The organism is Bacillus sp. 3255, from assembly GCF_031456485.1.
Taxonomy (GTDB): domain Bacteria; phylum Bacillota; class Bacilli; order Paenibacillales; family NBRC-103111; genus Paenibacillus_E.
This window is the reverse complement of record NZ_JAVDUS010000009.1, coordinates 175177-196244: the sequence shown is the minus strand read 5'-3', so window position 1 is coordinate 196244 and position 21068 is coordinate 175177. Positions and strand designations below refer to the sequence as shown.

16 protein-coding genes are annotated in these 21068 nt (G+C 53.0%); 2 read left to right on the top strand and 14 right to left on the bottom strand.

All coding sequences use genetic code 11. From position 1 onward, the window contains the following. Positions 1-22: 22 nt before the first annotated feature. The 6 genes from J2X61_RS15725 to J2X61_RS15700 all read right to left on the bottom strand — a co-directional run bounded on the left by J2X61_RS15725 (position 23) and on the right by J2X61_RS15700 (position 7606). Positions 23-982: a bile acid:sodium symporter family protein gene (locus J2X61_RS15725; RefSeq protein ID WP_274467659.1), complete on the bottom strand. Its 960-nt coding sequence runs from the start codon at positions 980-982 to the stop codon at positions 23-25. Positions 983-1198: 216 nt separating this feature from the next. After that, complete coding sequence (locus J2X61_RS15720) at positions 1199-2677, bottom strand: sulfatase family protein (protein WP_310188979.1); 1479 nt, start codon at positions 2675-2677, stop codon at positions 1199-1201. A gap of 27 nt (positions 2678-2704) precedes the next feature. Continuing rightward, positions 2705-3544, bottom strand: a complete 840-nt coding sequence (locus J2X61_RS15715) for a carbohydrate ABC transporter permease (protein ID WP_274467657.1) — start codon at positions 3542-3544, stop codon at positions 2705-2707. Continuing rightward, positions 3541-4482: a carbohydrate ABC transporter permease gene (locus J2X61_RS15710; RefSeq protein ID WP_310188977.1), complete on the bottom strand. Its 942-nt coding sequence runs from the start codon at positions 4480-4482 to the stop codon at positions 3541-3543. Before J2X61_RS15710 ends, J2X61_RS15715 begins: the two co-directional genes overlap by 4 nt. A 93-nt stretch (positions 4483-4575) precedes the next feature. Beyond that, a complete protein-coding gene (locus tag J2X61_RS15705) occupies positions 4576-6057 on the bottom strand; it encodes an ABC transporter substrate-binding protein (RefSeq protein WP_310188975.1) in 1482 nt (493 codons plus the stop codon). Between the two features lie 163 nt (positions 6058-6220). Beyond that, positions 6221-7606: a response regulator transcription factor gene (locus tag J2X61_RS15700; protein ID WP_274467654.1), complete on the bottom strand. Its 1386-nt coding sequence runs from the start codon at positions 7604-7606 to the stop codon at positions 6221-6223. Positions 7607-7680: 74 nt separating this feature from the next. Here J2X61_RS15700 and J2X61_RS15695 point away from each other — a divergent pair, with 74 nt between their 5' ends. Both J2X61_RS15695 and J2X61_RS15690 read left to right on the top strand, forming a co-directional pair. Continuing rightward, positions 7681-9342, top strand: coding sequence for a cache domain-containing sensor histidine kinase (locus tag J2X61_RS15695; RefSeq protein WP_310188973.1), 1662 nt, complete (start codon positions 7681-7683; stop codon positions 9340-9342). Positions 9343-9451: 109 nt separating this feature from the next. Continuing rightward, complete coding sequence (locus tag J2X61_RS15690) at positions 9452-9628, top strand: hypothetical protein (RefSeq protein ID WP_310188971.1); 177 nt, start codon at positions 9452-9454, stop codon at positions 9626-9628. Positions 9629-9715: 87 nt separating this feature from the next. Here the strand turns inward: J2X61_RS15690 and J2X61_RS15685 are convergent, their stop codons facing one another. The 8 genes from J2X61_RS15685 to J2X61_RS15650 all read right to left on the bottom strand — a co-directional run bounded on the left by J2X61_RS15685 (position 9716) and on the right by J2X61_RS15650 (position 21067). Beyond that, the gene (locus tag J2X61_RS15685; RefSeq protein WP_396135456.1) at positions 9716-10501 is read right to left on the bottom strand and encodes a carbohydrate ABC transporter permease; all 786 of its coding nucleotides are present in this window, start codon (positions 10499-10501) and stop codon (positions 9716-9718) included. 98 nt (positions 10502-10599) lie between these two features. Then, entirely contained in the window at positions 10600-11481 is an 882-nt protein-coding gene (locus tag J2X61_RS15680) for a carbohydrate ABC transporter permease (RefSeq protein WP_274467650.1), read from the bottom strand. Positions 11482-11575: 94 nt separating this feature from the next. Beyond that, complete coding sequence (locus tag J2X61_RS15675; RefSeq protein WP_310188962.1) at positions 11576-12883, bottom strand: ABC transporter substrate-binding protein; 1308 nt, start codon at positions 12881-12883, stop codon at positions 11576-11578. A 125-nt stretch (positions 12884-13008) separates the two neighbouring features. Continuing rightward, positions 13009-14175, bottom strand: a complete 1167-nt coding sequence (locus J2X61_RS15670; RefSeq protein ID WP_310188960.1) for a response regulator transcription factor — start codon at positions 14173-14175, stop codon at positions 13009-13011. Between the two features lie 5 nt (positions 14176-14180). After that, entirely contained in the window at positions 14181-15401 is a 1221-nt protein-coding gene (locus J2X61_RS15665) for an ABC transporter substrate-binding protein (RefSeq protein WP_310188957.1), read from the bottom strand. 52 nt (positions 15402-15453) lie between these two features. Beyond that, positions 15454-17274, bottom strand: coding sequence for a cache domain-containing sensor histidine kinase (locus J2X61_RS15660; protein ID WP_310188955.1), 1821 nt, complete (start codon positions 17272-17274; stop codon positions 15454-15456). 192 nt (positions 17275-17466) lie between these two features. Further along, complete coding sequence (locus J2X61_RS15655; RefSeq protein ID WP_310188953.1) at positions 17467-19329, bottom strand: ABC transporter ATP-binding protein; 1863 nt, start codon at positions 19327-19329, stop codon at positions 17467-17469. Beyond that, positions 19289-21067 carry an ABC transporter ATP-binding protein gene (locus tag J2X61_RS15650; protein WP_310188951.1) on the bottom strand — a complete coding sequence of 593 codons (1779 nt, stop codon included), beginning with the start codon at positions 21065-21067 and terminating at the stop codon, positions 19289-19291. Before J2X61_RS15650 ends, J2X61_RS15655 begins: the two co-directional genes overlap by 41 nt. Position 21068 lies beyond the last annotated feature (1 nt).

The following is a 21068-nucleotide window of genomic DNA, read 5'->3' as shown; positions in this document are numbered from 1 at the left end:
CTCTACTGAAGCAGTACATGTTCTACGTAGCGGAGTTCATTTCCTTCATCTCCGCTTTCTCAGCGCGGCGCGCAAACCAGGTCGCCAACAGCGATCCTGAAATGTTGTGCCATACGCTGAAGATGGCGCTTGGGACCGCAGCGATCGGGCTGAAATGAGCCGATGCCAATGCAGCGCCTAGCCCCGAATTCTGCATGCCTGTCTCGAACAGAACGGCTTTGCGTTTGCTGTAATTCATGCGGAACAGCTTGGCGAACCAGTACCCCAACAAATACCCGAGACCATTGTGCAAAATAACGACCGCAAAAATGAGCAATCCGCTTTCCACAATTTTGGCTTTGCTGCCGCCAACTACGATTGCGACGATAATGACAATCGCCACAGTGGAAACGAGCGGAAGTGCAAGCACACTTGCTTCCGCCTGCTTTTTAAACAAGCTTTTGACGATAACACCAAGAATAATTGGGAAAATAACAACCATCAAAATGTCTTTAATAAGAGCTCCGCCGTCAATCGGCATCCAGCGGCCTGCCAGCAAGCTGATTAACGCAGGCGTTGCCAGAGGTGCGATCAACGTGGAAACGGAAGCGATGGAAACGCCAAGTGCGACATCCCCTTTGGCCAGCAGCGCCATGACATTGGAGGAAGTCCCGCTTGGGCAGCAGCCGACAAGAATGACACCGACAGCTATTTCAGGGGGAAGCTTCAACAAAATGGCCAGCCCGTATGCGAGCAGGGGCATAATCATATAATGGCCGACAACGCCGATTAACACTTCAAGCGGACGGCGGAATACTTCACGGAAATCAGCGGATGACAGCGTAAGCCCCATCCCGAACATGACGATGCCTAGAAAAATCGAGATATAACCCTTTAGCGGTATAAATACCTGAGGGAAGAAAAATCCCAGACATGCGAAAACGATCACCCACACCGAAAATGTTCTTCCTACAAAACTACTTACTTTTGCAACAGTGTTCATGCTTTCAGTCCTCACTTATGATGTAATGTACAATTCATATTGCAGCCGCTGCCGCGGGATGAATATTAGTACATAATAAGACAACTAAGCTTTATTCGTCTAATATATGATCGATATAGACCTTATAGGTAACACCTATATACCTATTCCTCTCTACTCTACACCAAATAAGAAGAGCCTTGCATCCCTGTGCAAGACTCTCCTTGTGTACCGCTGCTAAAAGCGCCGATTTGTCTTATGCGGCACCGCATCCGCCGTTTCTTGATAGAAGGTCAGCAGCCGGTCCTTCAGTTCGGCAAGAACGCCGGCATAGGAAGGATCGTCGATCCGATTGAGCGTTTCGCCCGGATCGCTTACCAGATCGTAAAGCTCATCCGTTTCATATAGCCGCCTCACATACTTGTGCGTTTGGGTGCGGCACATGACAGCCTTCGTATGCTCCGCCCCTTCGCTTTGCTGCAAGCCCACTCTGGGCCAATATAAGCCGGTTGGCGTCGTTTGGGCGACGCTGTCCTTCTCCATGCAGTGAGTCTCGCCGTGAATTCTCCCGCCTTCGCAGAAGACCGCGTCGCGATGTTCATCCGTTTCTCCGGCCAGTAGCGGCAGAAGCGAACGTCCGAAATGGGTATGCTCCGGCTTCAAGTCAAGCAGAGCCTCGACCGTTGCGGGGAAATCGACCAGCTCCACCAAAGCTTCGCTGACACGCGGTACGACGGGAATGTGCTTCGGCGGCTTAATAACGAAGGGGACCCGGGTTAGCGTATCCTCGAACGTATTCTGAGTTTTCTCCACGAGCCCGTAATCTCCCGTGAAATCGCCGTGATCGGAGAAGAAGAACACCGCCGTATCGTCATATATGCCGGCTTCCTTCAAAGCATCGAGAAGCAAGCCGAACTGATGATCCACCCGGGCGCACATCCCGTAATAGGTCGCCCGCAGCTCGTCCCAGCGTTCCTCCGTCCACGCTTGCAGATGCTGCCGTTCGTAAATCCCCTTAAGCAGACTTGGCTTGCCGTCCCAGTTACCGGGTGCAGGAATTCTTGGCGGCAGCTTCTGCCTGTCGATCCGGCTGAACCAAGGCTCCTCCACGCCATAAGGCGGATGAGGGTAAAGCAAGGGTAGATAAAGACAAATCGGCTGGTCCGCAGGAGCATTCTTGATAAATTCGATGGCCCCCAGCACATTCGCCCAGTCGTTGTCATAATAAGCTTCCTCAGCCGGGTCTTTCTCCAGCTTGCCGGCGTAGAAGGAGTAATAATTGTCCCCTTCGGGCTCGCCCCTCCACTCATCATGCCCATGGAGGTTCGTTTCCGGGCGCGGCTGCTTCTCTGGGTTATATTTGATATCGCAGTAATCGTCATACCCGTTCTCGGCAGGCACCAAATCGTTCTTCCCGCCCCACCATACGGAGTAGCCCTGTTCCTTCAACGTGCGAAGCAGAACCGGCTCATCCGGCTGCATCATATGGAACATCGTGCGATGCCCCCGGACATGCGGATACCAGCCGCTCATGAACGAGCATCGGCTCGGCGTACATACGGGATTTTGGCAAAAGGCGCTGCGGAACGAAACGGCCTCGGTTTCGACCAGCCGGTCGAGCACCGGCGTTACCGCCGCAGCGTTCCCGACATGACCGAGGACGTCCCCCCTCCACTGGTCAGGATTGAAAATGACAATATGCGGTTTGTTCTTCATATCGAGCAGCCTCCTTGGTTAAATTGTTTAGCCTTTGACTGAGCCGGAAATACCTTCGATGAAATATTTCTGGAATACAATGAAGACAAAGATGACGGGCACCAGCGAAATGGATGCGCCGGCAGCCATACCGGACCAATCGATCGTATGCTCGCCCGCGAACGAAAACATACCGACTGCAAGCGTTCGCAGCTCGGGTTTATTCAATGTAAAGACGAGCGGCACAAAAAACGAATTCCATGTCCATATGAACTGCATAATGATCGTTGTCGCGATAATCGGCTTCGACAGAGGCAGCATAATCTGCCAAAAGATCCGCAGAAACCCGCTTCCGTCCATCTCCGCGGACTCCTCCAGCTCCTTGGGCAAGCCATGGAAATAAGCCATGAACAAGAGAATGAACAGCACATGGGCGCCGGACGATTCGGCCAAAATAATACCGGGCATCGTGTTAAGAAGGCCCAACTGCTTCACGATCATATATACCGGGATGATGGTGTATCCCTTAGGTATAAACATGGTAGCGCTGAAGACAACCACGAGCAGCTTCCTTCCCGGGAATTGGACACGCCCGAGCGCATAGCCGGTCCACATGCACAGCAGCGTAACGATAGCGACCGTAGACACCGTCACGATGACCGAGTTGATGAAGTAATCCGAGAAGTGGCCAACCTTCCATGCGCGCACATAGTTCAGCCACTGCATAGACGCGGGTAGGAGCTTCAACCCCGAAGTGATATACTCCTGATTCGTCTTCAGAGACGAGAAGATCATCCAGATGAAAGGATAAATCCAGATGAAGCCGAGGACCGTCAGCACGATATGAAGCAAACCATCCGCCAGACGAGCTTTGTGTCTTGTTATCATCCCCTGCCTCCTGACCGCTGCAGCCGCTTCGCGAGGAGACCGAGAAGCGCTGTCAACAGGAATATCGCAACGCCAAATACAATGCCCGCCGCCGACGCATAGCCGATCTGCGGGAAGCCGCTTGTGCTGAATGCGAAATTATAAATATACAGATCCACTGTCTCGGTCGCGTAGAACGGCCCTCCGCCCGTTAACGTTTTGACTAAATCGAATACATGCATGCTGTTGACCACCGTCAGCAAAAGAATCACGGCGGCGACCGGCGCCAGCAGCGGAAGCGTAATATACCGCAGCGTTTGCAGTCCGTTCGCCCCGTCCGTCTTCGCCGCCTCGTAAACGTCCTTCGGCAGGGATTGCAGCCCGGCGAGCCAGTAGACCAGCACCATGCCGAAAAATTTCCACGAGCCGATGAGGATCAGAACGAGCATGGCGGTACCGGCCTGACCGAGCCACGGGATCGGATCGGATAGGGCTCCCAGCGCTATCAGAACCTCGTTGACCAACGCATTTTCGTTGCCGAAAATGAATTTCATCACGATACCCACCGTCGACGTGGTCGTTACGACCGGTAAAAAGTACACCGTCCGGTAAATGACCTTACCTTTGAACAAAGCCCGGTTCAGAATGAGTGCGAGCAAGAGCGAAGTCGGCATCAGAATCAACGTCTTGGCCGTCATGTAGATCATACTGTTGCGAAACGCATTCCAGAACGCATGTTCATGGACTAGCTTAATGAAATTATCCCAACCGATGAAGTTTTCGAGGGGACCGAATCCGCTCCATTCATAGAAAGAATACACGTAGCTCATCACGATCGGATACACGGTAAATGCAAGGAAAAAGATGACCTGCGGACCGATCAGTACGTAGGCCCACAGGTAACGGATTCGCGTCCGCCGGGAAGCCGGCCATCGAATCATGGATGCAGTGCGACTCACGGATGTTCCTCCTTCCGGGCTGCAGCCGGCCGCAGTTCTCGGGCAGTCTCGGGCGTAAGCCTTGCCGCTGCCCTCCTGCTTGCTGGCTCGCGCTTATTTGCTCAGCTCGTTATATTTCTCTGTCGAATACGGCTGAAACGGTACCCAGTTAGGGAATTGGTAATCCGACTGCCGCACGGGCGTTCCGGACTTGTTCACCTTGTCGATCGATTCCTGCAGCGCTTTGTTATAGCCTGCAGTCAATTGTGACAGCTGGGCCTTCACATCCTTCACTTGCCCCGCCAAATATCCTTCCATAATTTTACCGACCGTTTCCTTCGGCTTCTTCCCGTTGAGCTCCGTATTCACTTGAACCGCTGCACGGGTGCGCGTGTACGGATGAGGCGAGAGAATAAACGTTTTATCCTGAATGTTCTGTGCTTCAACGAATGGGGGGTTGTCGATCTTGACCGTTTTGTTTTGTTCAATAATCGGTGACCCCTCGATGCCAAGCTCCAGCTGTTTGGCGTAATAGCGATCCATGTAGAACTGCAGGAACAGCTTGACTTCCTCATAATGCTTCGTGTTCTTGCTTACATGCAGCGTCGCTTTCGTTTCCCCCTGGAACGCATAATATTGTGGCTTACCGTCCTTCGTCGGCAGCGGTGCAACGCCAAAATCATTAAATTTGTTATTCTGCTGAAGCTCCGAGGACAGGAATGTGCCGTCGATGACGAAGGCCGCCTTGCCTCCGGCAAACAGACTGGACGCTTCCCTGTAATCGATGACCAGACTGTTCGGATGAAGCAGCTTCTCGTCCTGAAGCTTTTTAATAAACTCAATGCTCTCCACGTACCCAGGCGAATCGAATTCATATTGTCCTGTTTTCAGATTAAAGCCGTCATTGGGAACAACCTCCGGCTTAATCGCCGTCCCCATCTGCCCCAAATAACCGCTCACCAGCCAGTCGGTTTTAATGCCCAAAATTAACGGATATACGTCGCTGCCGCTTTGTTTGATTTTGGCCCCGACCTTAACGAAATCATCCCAGCTCTTAGGCACGTCGTTCTCGGATAAGCCGGCGTTTTTCAATACATTCTTGTTGTAATAAAGTACGTGAGCGTAACGGCGCGGTGTGAAATGAGGCAGTGCATACACCTTCCCGTTCAACGTGGTGAAGCCCTCGGTCCAAGTGCCCTCATAGAACTTATCCTTATAGCCCTGTACCGCATCGTCAATATCGCGAATGAGGCCAAGACGGTTTAATTGATCGACGGGAACCGCGTTGCTATTAGCGAAAATATCCGGCAGGTCATTGCTCGCTACAGCCGCCTGCAGCTGGGTGGAATATTGGGAGGAGGCGATCGCCGGCAGCTCCACTTTAATATTCGGGTATTTTTGCGAGAATTCTTGGATCGCCTGCTCCAAGGCTTGCTGGGACTCCGGCCAGCGGTGCCAAAATTTGATCGTAACCTGCTCTTTGCTCGGTCCTTCAATCTTCTGATCCGCCGCGCTTGTCCCGTTATTCGAGCAGCCGCTGATCGCCGCGCCTGCGGCTAGCAGCAAAGCCAAACCGGTTAATCTTCTTTTTTTCATAGATCCTAACCCCTCCGACAAAAGTTTTTGCATCGCCGGTTTTCCGGTAGACATCCATTAAAATCATATTGGTATACTTGGTTTTAATGCAATTTCATCATACGGCATCCGTAAGCTGTTAACAGCGAGAAAAATTTAGCCCGCAGGTGAATTTTTTAGCCGTTTATTTGTTCCCGCAGCCCGAACCATGCAATTTGCGGAAGTCCCCCGGCGTCATCCCCCACTCATTTTTAAATAAAGTAGTAAAATAACGATGGTCCTGATAACCTAAGCTTTCGGCCAGCTTCGTAATCGGCTGATCGCCGGATGCCAGCAGCCGCTTCGCTTTCTCCATGCGCTTCTTGGTCAAGTACCTGATAAAGCTTAATCCGGTTTGCTGCTTGAACATTCGGCTTAGGGTGACCGGGTGCACACCGGCTTCCGCCGCCAGCGATTCCAAGGTGATGTCCATATCGGCGCGCTGCTCCAGAAGACTGAGCGCCTTATCGAACCAGTCCGCGGAGCCTCTCGTGACGGAGGCCGGATGCAATTGATCGAACCGCCTCATCACCCACTCCAGCAACCAGGTCTTCAGCTCCTGCCAGCTCGGAAAGCGCTCCGCTTCCCGGAGCCAACTCTCCTTAGGACCGTGCTCCAGAATACGAAAGGTCTGCCCTTCGGTTAAGTCCGAATCGAGCAGCGTAACGAGCTTCGCGCATTCCTCCCGAACCACATCGGCCTGAAGCCTTTGAAGCTCCTGCATCCATACGGACAAAGCTTCATCCAGCTTCTCCCGGTCCGCTGTCTTCACCGCTCGGACAACACTCAGCCTGCAGCCGCCTGCCGAATCCGCATTCGACCTGTAGCGTCCGCTATGCAACGCTCCGTTCCCGTAAAAGCGCTTCGTCTCCCAGGCCTTCCACTCCACCGGCCAGATCCGGGACAGCTCGCCCGAATCCCGGAAGCTCCCCCCTGTGTAAGCCGGCTCCGCCGGAACAATCAGGACTCTCTGCCCTTGGCAATCAAATCCGCATATGGCGTTGGGATGCGATTCGGTATGATTCGAGCCGTCCTCAAATACAATCGACTTCGGCACCCGGTCATCAAACCATGGAGAAACGTTACCAAAGAACGTCCCCTGAATCTTCGTTGTCCCCTGGCCACCGCCCTGCAGAGCGCCGCTCAGCTCAATGGCCAGCTGCTCGGACAATCGGTCATAGGCCGTATGCACGAGCTGCTTTAATTCATCGACATCGGCGGGTTTAAGCAAATAGTCGGAGGCGCCGTAATGCACCGCTTTCTTCGCATACTCAAAGTGACTGTAGCCGGTCAGCATGACGACCTTCGTCTTGGGCAGCGCATGCATCACCTTCGCCAGCATATCGAGGCCATCCAGTTCAGGCATCCGGATATCCAGGAAGACGAGCTCGGGACGTATAAGCTTGATTTGCTCCAACGCCTCTAACCCGTAGCCTACATCGAATACGTTCGCATGGGGGTGCGATTCCGATAATTTCACAACGATGCTGTGCCGAACTTCCTGCTCATCGTCCGCTACGCAAATTTTCATATGAATCCACCTTGTCTGTATGTTTTATTGTAAAATAACAAAATACATCTCATGCCCCGGAAGGAGAATGCACGATGCGCAGCCCGCTCCGAGCTCTGCCGCTCTCGCTTAAATACAAAATACTAGTGATCGTGCTTATTATGACGATCGTCCCGATCTTGCTCGCCAGTCTGAGCTGGCATTACCAAATGGTGCGCTCCAGCCTGCTTCATTCGTCTGCGGTATCATCGCAATTCGCCCGCTATGCTGCGAGAGAAGTCTCGCAATCCCTTCAAGAAATCAACCAAGCGCTGGATCCGCTTCTAATTGATTCGAGCTTCCAGAAGTACATCAAGATTCCCAAGGACGATATCGTCAGCCAAGCCGGCAGCATTCTGACGTTCCGGCCCAAGCTCGACCCGCTGCTCCAATCCCATCCGGAAATTGAGGGCATCGTCTATTATGATAGGGAAGGTAAGATATTATATAATTCCAATCAGAAAAGTATGAATTATACCTATGACTTTACTTCGAATCCGCTATTTCAGCAAGCGGTATCCGTAAATAAGCCGGTACTGAGCCAGGTTCATCCAACCGATTATACGCTGGGCAATCCGCAGGAAAGCCTCTCTCTGATCAGGCCGGTCACTTACTTGATCAGCGGAGAAATTGAGGCATGGTTAATCGTTGACATTAAAGCCTCGCATTTCCGAACCCTCGTGAATGGAAGTTATGAGGCAGGCGACGGTCAAATTGTATTATACCATCCCGCTAGCGGACACATCATATCCAAACAACCGCTTCCCGGCGCGCTTCATGACGATCTCCATCTTGCGCTTCAAACAGGAGGAGCACCGGGTGAAGAGCTCTTGTTTGAATCCCAGGGTGAACACTTCGAGGTTATCGCGCAAGACATGTTTCCCTCCGGCTGGCAGATGGTGCTGTTGACCCCCTTCGATGCCATAGCGCAGGGCGTGAAGGAATCCAGACTGTGGACGCTGCTCATCGCTTTCCTCAGCATTGTTGCCGCCTGTTTCATTGCATTTCCCTTGATCTCCGGTCTGCGGCGGGTCGAACACCAACTGTACGAATCCAAGGTGAAGGAGAAGGAGAAAGAGCTGCTGCTGCTCCAAGCGCAAATCAATCCGCATTTTCTGTTCAATACCTTGGAAACGATCGAATCCTTGGCCATGAAGCTGAACGGCGAAGCGGTCCGCAGTATGGTGCAGAGCGTATCCCGCATGATGAGATATAACGCGAGGAGTGACCAGGGCTGGTCCAGTTTGCGCGAAGAAATCGCGTTTGTTACGCACTTTTTGAAAATTCACCGCTACCGTAACGGCATTGAAGTCCCGTGCCAATGGCATGTCAGCCCGGAGCTTATGGATGTGCCGGTTATGAAGCTCGTGATCCAACCGTTCGTCGAGAATGCCCTTAAATACGGCTGGACCCCAGCCATGAAGCCGGACGAATTCACACTAGCCGTTCACATTCATCGGCAGGACGCCGGGCTTGTCGTCCGCATTGCGAACACAGGAATCTCTATCCGTGATGCGGACTTGGAGAAGCTCAACAGGATGCTTAGCGGAGAGCTCGTCAAAGGCGACCCTTATTTTCATGAGCACACCGGGGTGTTCAATGTGTACCAACGGCTCGTGCTCTCCTACGGCGACTCGGTAAGGATGCATGTTTCCAAGCTGTCTGACGGAGGAACGATCGTGGAATTTCAAATTCCGCTCCTTGCGGATGCTAACTAACTTGAAATTGTTCAACTAGCCGAACGCTTCCCGCCAACAGGGGCTTGTTTTTCCACCGGAGCGGAGGAATATTGAGAGAGTAACCAAACTTGATAAGGCGGTGTTCGACTTGGTTCAATTGGGCGCAGGCATTACAACGATTCCGCTAGGAGCGGCAACCAACAGCAATCCTTACATCCCCACGGTCCTGTGGGATGAGCAAGACGTCATTCTCATCGATACCGGCATCCCCGGCCAGCTGGAGCTGATTCGTGCCGCATTTGGGCCCATAGTGAATAATGAATAGCAGGAAGAAGAACCTCCGCCTACACGGTTGTGTAGGCGGAGGTTCTTCTCGTGCAACGGCCGCTGCTTCCTCTTGGACATGAACCCGTTAATCCTTCACGGACCCTTGCATGAGCCCGGCAATAAACTGACGGCTGAACAAGGAGAACACAATTATAAGCGGTAAAGTAGCCATCAAGGTAGCTGCCATGACCATTGAGTAATCCGTGCTGTAAACACCGTTCATAGAAGCGATCAGCATCTGAATCGTGAACTTTTCCTGCACCGAGATCACGACTAACGGCCACAAGTAATCGTTCCACGAACCTAGGAAGGTAATGATTCCGAGTGTCGCCAGAGCGGGCCGCAGCACAGGAAGCGCTACCAGCCAGTACAGATTGAAGGAGTTACAGCCGTCGATGCGGCCGGCATTGATAAGCTCGTCGTGCACGACGGAGGCCGTATACTGCCGCATCCAGAAGATCCCAAATGCACTGGCCGCCCCTGGGACGATGAGTGCTTTCAAATCATTGATCCAGCCCAGCTTCTGCATAATAATGAACTGTGGGATTAAGCCCAGCTGCTGGGGCACCATCATCGTGGCCAAGAGAAAGAAAAACAATGGCGCTTGGCCTGGAAACTGAAACTTGGCAAAGGCAAACCCCGCTAAGGAGCAGAAAAACAGAACCAGCAGCGTATGTACGCCTGCGACGATGAGACTGTTGCCGAAGGAGCGGAAAAAACCTACATGATCGAGAACCTTCCCAATATTCACAAGCAATTGGTCTCCTGGCAGAAGCCGAGGCGGGAAACGGAACATATCCGCAGTCGTCGCCGTCGACATGACGAGCAGCCAGTAGAAAGGGAATAGAGAGAGAAGCGCCCCGATCCCCATCGCGCAATGGAGCCAGAAGGTGCCTGGCGCCCTTGTCTTCTTCACGGATGCTGCTGTGATTACTTGACCGATGGACACTTTGGAAGACGACCCAACCATCAGACTCCCTCCCCTCTTGAGACGAATTTCCAGTTCACGAATGAGAAGATGCCGATGATCAAGAAGAGCATCCATGCAACGGCTGAAGCATATCCGAACATTTGATTGCCGAAAGCTTGATTATACAGGTAAAGCACAAGCGTCAGTCCTTCTTTGGTCGCTCCGCCCGTATTGCCGACCAGGATCAGCGGTTCCGTGAACAACTGCATCCCGCCGATAGTCGAGAGGATCACGGTGAACAGGATGATCGGCCTCAGCAGCGGCAATGTAATGCTGATGAACTGTTGCGTCCGGCTGGCGCCATCAATGGTAGCCGCCTCGTACAAATCATTCGGAATGCTCTGCAGACCGGCCAAATAAATGATGGCATTATAACCCGACCAGCGCCAAATGACCATGAGCGAGATGGCCACCTTCACCCAGAACGGATCATTGATCCATTCGATCCGGGGCAGACCTACGGCCTGCAGCAGCCCGTTGATAAGACCGAATTGGCTGCCGAAGAACGAGCCGAAAATAATCGCAACGGCCACGATCGAAGTAATATTCGGGAGGAAATAAACCGCCCGGTAAAAGTCCTTAAACCGCATGAAAGCTGCGTTAAGCAAAAATGCGATCACCAGTGCAGCGAAAAGCTGCGGTACGGTGGAAAGAAACCAAATGATGAAGGTGTTGCCTACCGACTTCCAGAACTCCGGATCATCGGTCAGCAAATTACGGAAATTACGGAACCCTACAAATTCCATCGGTCCCAGCCCGTCCCATGAATGAAAAGCCAGATACAGCGAAAATAAGATGGGAAACAGGCTGAACACGATAAAAAGAATATAAAACGGAGAAATCATTACGTAGGGCGCCAGATGGGCTTTGAATTTGTTCATCGGCTCCACTCCAATCCTGTTCGAGTATCCCATAAGGCGGCAAATGGGCTCCTATCACCCTGCCGGGCATAACCGATTTGCCGCCTGCCGGCTGCTATTTATTTTTGAGCTTCGTCTTGGCCTTCTCGACAAGCGCCCAGAACTCTTTATCGGGATCCTTCGTTTTATCCACCGCTACGGCCTGCATGCCGTCCCCTATGATATCCGCAACCGTTTGATAATTCGGTCCTTTCCGCTGCACCTTCACGTCCTTTGCCACCTCGGAGTACAGCACGCCTAATTTCTGGTTGCCCCAGAATTCATAGCCTGTCTCCGTGAAAGCCTTATCCCCATAAATGGAAGGGGTTGACGGGAAATTACCGGATATTTTGAAAACTTCAAGCTGCTGCTGCGGAGAAAGCATCCATGTGATGGCGGTATAAGCTTCCTTCGCGTATTTCGACTCTTTCGGAATCAGGAGGAACGATCCCCCCATGTTGCCTGTGCCTTCCGGGATTTTGGCCGCCCGCCATTTGCCTTTGGTATCAGGTGCGCGCGTCTCGACGTGCCCACGGCCCCACGCCGCCGATATGTAAGTTGCGATTTTGCCGGAGTTCAGGGCGGCGGAATATTCCTGCAGCGCATTTTTCTGGTCATAAGTGCCGGCGATCCCCATATCGCGAGCCTTCTTGAAATAATCCAGCGCTTTCTTCACTTGCGGATTCGTTTCGATGATTAGCTTATCGTCCTTATCGAAGTACAATTCATCGCCTTGGTCGCGGATAGCGCCGAATAACTCATTAGGGTTGGACAAAATATCAGCGCCCGTTTTCTCCTTAAGCGTTTTGCCGGCAGCCAGGAAGTCGTCCCATGTCTTGATTTTGGCCGCAACATCGTTCGGCTCTGAGGGCAATCCGGCTTGCTGGAACAAATCCTGGCGGTAATAAAGCACCATAGGACCGATGTCCGTAGGCAGCCCGAGCTGCTTATCGCCAACCTTCGATTGGTTCCACTTCCATTCCAGGTAATCTTTCGCCAAATCCTTGGCGCCAAATGTATTCAGATCGTTAAATTTATCCGGATATTTCAAGAACTGGTCCATCTGCGAAATGTCGATCATCGCGATATCAGGAGCCCCCGATCCGGCGGACATAGCGGTCAGAAGCTTTTTATGAGCGTCCTCCCATTTGTAAATTTGCGGAATAATCTCGATGTTCGGATGTGTGCGATTGAACTCGGGGATGATTTTTTCGAATGAAGCCCCCTGCCAAAACCACATTTGCAGCTGTACTTTTTTGCCATCGTTTGCTTTCGCATCCGTTTTGACTGCATCCGGCGTTCCTCCGCCACTGCTGCAAGCACTAAGAAGGAGGACGGAAGCCATTAGCATACCTATGGCCTTACCCTTTGATACGTTTTTCATCGACAAACGCTCCCTTCAAATTTCGAGCCTATCAAGAAAGCCCTTACATTTAGTATAAACAGGGATAGCCGTACCGTATAGGTAACACATCTTCGATTTCTTGGACTTAAATTAGGTAAGTTCCGTCAACGTTCTCGATAGACACCCGGGGCTACGCCTTCACATGTTTTGAAAATACGGCTGAAATAGGCCGGATCCTTGTAGCCCACCTTCTCGCACACCTCGTACACTTTCAAATTCGTTTCCCGCAGCCATCTCTTGGCTTCCGTCAGCCGGTACTGGGTCAAGTATTGAGTGTATGTCATCCCGGTTACTTGGTGAAACAGATTGCTTAAATAATTCGCATTGATTTGGTACTGCTGGGCAAAATCAGAGAGGTTCGCAGCTCCCGCAAACTCCTTGTGAACATACCCGAGCAGCGCCCGGATGATTGGCGGGAACGATTCGCCGCCGCTTTCTTTGCGCGTTATTTCGGTGAAGCCCAGGCTCATCATGCTGCGAATATACATCAAGCTGAGATCCCCGATGTCTTTGGTCGTACCCCCGTACCCCGTCTTCACCTCGATCCGCAGCTTCGCCGCCATCCATTTGGCCGTCTCCTGCACTTCCCTTTCCCAAGATGCCTGATCGCACTTCTCTGCAAAGAGCACCACCGTAACAAGACGGTCTTCCAGACAAACGGCGGCCGTTCCCAGACGGCTGAATGCTTCGTGCGCGCATTCCCGAATAAAATAGCGCACGGAAGCTTCTCCCAGCGATCTTAAGTCCTTCGTTGAGAAGGATACTAGCATCACCTTCTCATAGGGTGGAATTAACCCTGCGTCGAAGGTTGGAACCGGAACGCCTTGGAGCAGATCGTGCAGACGCTTCTCCAGAAGCGCTCGTTCCCGAATGACGCTAACTTGTTCGGAGGCTAACCGGCGGCGGTGCTTCTCATAGGAGGCGGCGTACACCTCCTGGAGCTTGGCCTTGGACAACGGCTTGAGCAAATAGGCCGTTACTCCGTGCTCCATCGCCTTTTGCGCATAATCGAACTCCGCATGTCCCGTCAATACGTAAACATCGGTCTCCGGAGAATGCTCCCGGGCGAATTGCGCCAATTGCAAGCCGTCCGCCGTCGGCATGCGGATATCTGTAATGAGGAGCTGGACATTCCGCTCCGTAAGCACGGTCATCGCTTCAACTCCGTTCGAGGCATCCAGCACCTCACCGATCCCATCGAAGCGAGCGAGGGTCCGGCATACGGGCTGGCGCACATTGGCTTCATCATCGACTACAAGTACTGTAAACATCCACATCACCTTTCTGTTCGCATCTTTTCGAATTGGCGGACGATGTTCTTCCACGTGAGCTCCGGATCGGCCCCTTCGGCTTCAACATGCCGCAGCCCGTCCTTAATCAAACGTTCGATCCCGGCATATTCGAAATCATCATACGCCGCTTGGTAGCGAAGTGCCGTATAGGAATAAATTTGGCCGACAGGCGCTTCGTTGAAGAAAGGGTCCCGCACTTCCAGAAACTCTCTCGACGAGTAAGATTCCGGCGTAGAAGGGAAATTCCCGCTGCCGATGAAATTGTCCAGCTGCTGAGGCGGTGCCGTCAACCACTGTGCAAGCTCGTACGCCGCCTGCGGATTCCGGCTCGTCTGGGGAACGGCCAAACAGGATCCCGACCAATTCGAGGGCAGACCGGGAGCCCGCGTCAAGTCCCAGACACCCGCAGTCGCCGGTGCAATTTTCTTAAATGTCCCATGAAGCCAGGAAGGTGCCAGAACGACGGCAAATTTGCCTTTTACTGCGGCTTCCGCCCAAGCGGAGGATTGCGATTGAACGCCCGCGTTCAGCCCCAGCTTGTGGACATGGACGGCACGGTCCCATGCCTCTTTCACATGCGGATCGAGTTCGCTTGCCATAGGTGTCAAATAATGACCGTCGAACTGATTCAAGTAGCTCATAAACATGTTGGCCAAATTATCGAACAGGTAAGCGCCCGTCTTCTGTTTGATGAGCAAGCCTGCCTGCTCCAATTGTTCCCAGCTATCCAGCAGCTTGGCGACCTCCTCCCGATCTGTCGGAAGCCCCGTCTCCTGGAACAAATCACGGCGGTACGCCAGGGCGACCGGACCGATATCGACCGGCATCGCGAAGAGGAAGCCGCCATTCTTGCTTTCCCCTTGACGCCATTTCCACTCCAGGAAGTGCTCCCTCTCATCACCGTAATCATAGAGATTGTTAAATTTACTTTGGAAGCGCTTTACTTGATTCAGCTGCGACGCTTCTAGCAGAACCAGATCCGGTGTATCCGATTTAGTTGCGAATGCCGTCATGAGTCCAGGCATAATATCATTAATTTGAAATGTGACGATTTCCACATCCACCTCAGGATGCTCCGCTGTATACTTTTTCACGAGCCGTTCCAGTCCGCTGCCAGGCCAAAGCCATATCCGCAATTTAACGACCTTGGACGTGCTTTCGCCTATATTAGGCATAGCCGTTACAGGGACGCATGAGGTTAGCATAAGGAAACTCAAGAGCAACGTCATGAACCGAATAGCAAGCGCAAAGCGTTCGTTAAGCAGCGCCGTCACCCCCTCTTTTGGAAAGAATCGGCGGCACCGGAACCATCTCCGAGGCGTGAAGCGGCAGCAGCAGCATGACCTGCAGCCCGCCCATAGAGCTTATGGAGAGGCTGATACCGCTATTCGGCCCGAAAAACGCCTGCAGCTGCTTATGCAGGTTGATCAGCCCGATCCCCCTTCCCTTCTTCTCGAAGCCGTTCTCTTGATGGATGCTTAATTCCAACGCCTTGAGCGCTTCTTGCGTCATGCCTACGCCGTTATCTTCGACCGAGCACACCATCATGCCGTCATGCCGGTAGATCCGCACCCGGATCTGCCAGCCGCCCTCCGCTTGCTGCTCCAAGCCGTGATGGAAAGCATTCTCGACAAGCGGCTGCAGGATGAGCCGAATGACACGCTGTTGTTCCAGTCCCTCCTCGACCTCAATGCTCACCTGGAATTTCTGGCCGTACCTCGCACGCTGCAAGAGCAAGTAACGATCCAGCTGTTCCAAGTCTTCTCCCAGTCTTACGAGATCCGTAGAAGGGTGAACGCTATATCGGAGCAGTTCGCTGAGTGCAAGCGTCATGGTCTGCGCCTGGTCCGACCGTTCGTCTTCAATAGTCCAGTAAATCAGATTCAGCGAATTGTATAGAAAGTGCGGCCGGAACTGCGCTTTGAGCGCGACCAGCTGAGCCCACTGGGCGGTGATCTGCTGTTCGGACAGCCGCTCCACGACCTCTTCCAGTTCCTCGACCAATGCGTTGTAATTGGCGTACAGGCGGGTGATTTCGCGGCTGGCGAAGGGCTTGTCGATCGGTTTGACCCCCTCCTTGCGCAAGCGGTTCATCCCGTCGGCCAGCAGCCGGATCGGCTTCGTCAGCGTCCAGGTGAAATAGGTCACGAACGCCAGGGCAATGAGGATGCCTGCGCCCATCGTGATCAAGGCATGCGTCCAGATTTGCGAAGCATCGCTGTTGACGGCCTCCGGTTTGAAGTAAGCAATTGTCGTCCAACCGCTGTAAGAAGACTTGGCATAGGTCACGAGTACCTGGCGCTGGTCTTCCCTTGTCTTCCACTCGAAGAACGGTTGGGCATTCATTCCGAACTTGCTGAAGAGTCCTACATCCGCAGCGGTGCCGATCTCGCGCGGGACCGTTGAATACACGATGTTGCCGATGGAATCCATCACCTGCACCTTCCGTTCGATGCGCTGGCCCATTTCGCCGATCATGCGATTGATTTTATCGACCGGAAACACCACGAACACATCCCCGATCGGCGTTAGCCGTGACGGGTCCATTAATTTGCGGGCCCCGATGATCGCCGGGATCTCCCCGTCACGCCAGGCGGGTCCATACACCCATAGCATGTGTCCGTCAAGCGCTTCCATTTTGCTGTACCAGCTTACCGCACCTACATCGTCCGCCTGCCGCCAGAAGAGCTGCAGCGATTCATTCGAAGAGTAGGCCTGTCCGTTCAGATCGAAGATATGCAGGAGCATGTCCCCTGCAATGTAGCGTATCTTTTCAGCCAAATAGCGGTTCAGCTCCATCGAAGCCGAGGGTTCGGCTCCCTGCGCCGCTTTTAATACCGTCAGCACTTTCTCATCGAACGCGACCATCTGCGAAGCTTGATCATATTGACGCAGGAGAACATCAATTTTGGCGGATAACTGCTCCACGGATTCTTGGGTATAGCTTGCGGTTCGATTGAGGACGATCTGCGATGTCATTCTGTAATTGAGCAAGTTCGTAAGAGCGATCGCCATAGCGGCAATCAGGAACATGCCGGCCAACAGCTGAATGAAAATTGGAACGGGGCGACACAGCAATGCGCTTACCTCCATTCTTCAAGTGTAAAATAAATTGTCATTTACCTTTTTCTACCGATTCTATCCATCCCCTTTCTGGACTCGCCAAAATCCGTCTTACGAACTAGTCCTTCGACGAATAACTGCCTTATTCGATTTTTTTCGATAGAAAAAAGCACTCAGACTGAGTGCTTTCATTCGTCTATATGCGTGCTAGCCTGCCTCTCCTTGTGCGAACTGATGCTGATACAATCCCGCGTAAAAGCCGTTCAACGTGAGCAGCTCCTCGTGCGTCCCCTGCTCCTTGATCTCGCCGTCGTTGATCACGAGAATCCGATCCGCCTCGCGGATGGTGCTGAGCCTATGGGCAATGACGAAGCTCGTTCGGCCTTTCATCAAAGTTTTCATCGCCTCTTGGATGTGAAGCTCGGTGCGGGTATCCACACTGCTCGTCGCCTCGTCCAGAATCAGGATGGACGGATCCGCCAAGACCGCGCGGGCGATGGTCAGCAGCTGCCTCTGTCCCTGGCTCAAATTGCTGCCCTCCGCATGCAGATAGGTGTCATACCCGGCCGGCAGCTTCCGGATGAACGCGTCGGCATTCGCCAGCCATGCGGCCTTCTCCACCTCTTGGTCCGTGGCGTTCAGACGGCCGTACCGAATATTGTCCCGAATCGTCCCGGAGAAGACGTACGCATCCTGCAGCACCAGGCCGATCTGCCGGCGCAGCGCCGATTTGTTCATATGCTGAATATCTTCCCCATCGATGAGAATGCGCCCCGACTGAATGTCGTAGAATCGCGTCAACAGATTCATGATTGTCGTCTTCCCCGCCCCCGTCGGCCCAACCAACGCGATCATTTGACCCGGTTTGGCGTGAAGCGAGACCTGTTTCAACACCGCCACATCAGGTTTATAGCCGAAATTCACGCGATCAAATATAACCTCGCCCTGAATGGGTTTCACCCGCGCGCCTGCAGCATCCACCATCGTTTCCGGCTCCATATCCAGCACTTCGAACACTCGCTCGGCCCCTGCCACAGCGGCTTGAAACAAATTATACTGGTTGGCGAGCTGGTTGATCGGCTGGCTAAACTGGTTGGCATAGTTCAAAAAACTGACGATAATCCCTATCGTAATGATCTCATGATAAGCAAAAATGCCCCCGAACACCGCAATCACCACGAAGCTTAAGTTGCGCATTGAATTCATGAGCGGTCCCATGGACCCTGACAAGCTTTGGGCTTTCACGCCGATGCTGCGCAAGTTCTCATTCATTTCGCGGAATTGCTCGATCGACTTGGCTTCTCTGCCGTAGACCTTCACCACCTTGAGGCACGCAATGTTCTCTTGAACGAAGCCGTTCACTTCGCCAAGCTGCTTCTGTTGTTCCGAGAAATATTGGCGGGTGTACTTGGTAATTTTTTTGGTCAAAAAAGCGATGATCGGAACGGTCAATACCGTGACCAATGTCATCCAGAGGCTCAAGCTCAGCATCATCGCCAAGCTGCCCACCAGCATCAAAACGCTGGAAATCAGCTGCACAACCGTCTGATTCAACGTATTGGACACGTTCGTCATATCGTTCGTGGCACGGCTCATCAGCTCGCCGTGGCGCCGCTGATCGAAAAACGGAAGCGGCAGCCGCTGATACTGCTCGAACAAGTCCTGGCGCATCGCTTGAACGGTGTTCTGCGAGAGGCTGGAGGCCACGTACTGCTGAATCCAGGTGAATACGGCCCCCAACACATAGACGCCAAGCAAAACGAAGCCCATTTGAGCCAAACCGTCCAAATGTTGCGGTACAATGTATTCATCGATGATTTTACCGATGTAATAAGGACCTAACAGCATGAAAACGGATGTTAACGCCGTGCATGCAATAACGATCCACAACGCCCGGCGCTGCTGCTTCAAATAACCCCAAATCCGCAGCAATGTGCCCTTGGTGTTGTGGGACCTCACCTTGGGAACCGCTCCATGATGCGGCCCCTGCCCTTGGCGGAAGCCCATTTGTTCGAAATTCGCCCGCGCGTTATTCACTGGTGTAGGTTCGGATGGTTGACCGATAGCCATAGTCGGACGCCTCCTCTCTGCCGAATTGCGATCTGTATATATCCTGATAAACTCCGCACGTGGCAAGCAGCTTCTCGTGGGATCCGCTGCCCACAATAGCCCCCTCATCGATGACCACGATCTTCTGGGCTTCCGTGACCGACGAAATTCGCTGCGCGATCAAGAAGGTGATACTGTCTTGAGTCAGCTTCTTCAGCGCCGTGCGCAGGCGCTTCTCGGTTGCAAGATCCAATGCGCTTGTACTGTCGTCCATGATGAGAATCGACGGCTTCACGAGCAGCGCCCGCGCGATAGAGATGCGCTGCTTCTGCCCGCCGGACAAGTTAACGCCCTTCTGCCCGAGCATCGTGTCGTATCCGCTTGGCAGCTTCGCGATGAACTCGTGCGCCTGCGCGATTGTCGCAGCTGCTTCAATCTCCTCCTGCGTCGCGCCAGGCTTGCCGAAGGCGATGTTATCCCGGATCGAGCCGGTAAACAACAGCGATTCCTGCATGATCATGCCGATGCTGCTCCGCAGCGCTTTCAGCGGAATGTCGCGGATATCCCGTCCGTCGACCTCAATGGCACCGGACGTCACGTCGTACAGCCTCGGGATTAATTGGACGAGCGAAGATTTACCTGACCCTGTCGCTCCAATGATGGCGACGGTTTCCCCTTGCTTGGCTTCCAAATGAATGCCCTGCAGCACCAGGCTCTTGGCGTCCGGCGTCCCCGAGTAGGAAAACGAGACATCGCGGAATGTCACTTGCTTCGCTGGAATCGACGTGACGTCTTCTTGTTCCACGCTCTCAATACGCGGCTGTGTCTTCAATACATCTTGAATCCGGCGAGCGGACACATTGGCTTGGGAGACGTTCATCAGCAGCCCGCTGACCATCAGCAAGGAGGCGAGCACCTGAGCCACATAGTTGACGAAAGCGACCAAATCGCCGACCCGAACAGAGCTGTTCCACACCAGATTGCCGCCGTAGAGCAAAATAATAACCAGGCAGCCATTCATAATCAGCGTCACGATCGGTGAATTCAGCGCGATGAACCGCGCCGCTTTGATCGAAATATGCGTATATGCGCCATTAACCTCTTGAAATTGCTCCGTCTCATAATCCGATCGGACGAAAGCTTTCACAACCCGAATGCCCGCCAAATTTTCCTGAATTCTCGTATTGACGGCATCGAGCTTCGCTTGCACACTCGCAAACAGCGGGGAGGAATAACGAATGAGCACGAAGAGGACCGCGCTCAGGACGATTAATGTCCCCAGCAGAATTAGCCCCAAACGCATATTCATCAGCATCGCCATCACTACGCTGCCAATGAGCAGGCTCGGCGAGCGGACTAAACCTTGGAGCATGATTTGCATCAAGTTCTGCACTTGAACGACGTCGTTCGTCATGCGCGTAATGAGCGATCCCGCCTTGAACGTATCCATGTTCTCGAACGAGAAGGACTGGATTTTCGTGAATAGAGCCTCACGAATATCCGCTCCGAAATTCTGGGAAGCGCGGCTTGCAAACAGGTTGCACCCTACGCCTGTGATGAGCGACAGCAGCGTCACCACAAACATCGTGATTCCTGTGCGTTCGATGACGCCGAAGTCGCGCTCGACGACCCCGAAGTTCACAATATGTGCAGCTAAGCGAGGCTGCAGCAAATCAAAAAACACCTCAAAGATCATGAAAAGCGGCCCCAGTATCATAAACTTCCAATACGGCTTGATATAGGCTCTTAATCCCCACATG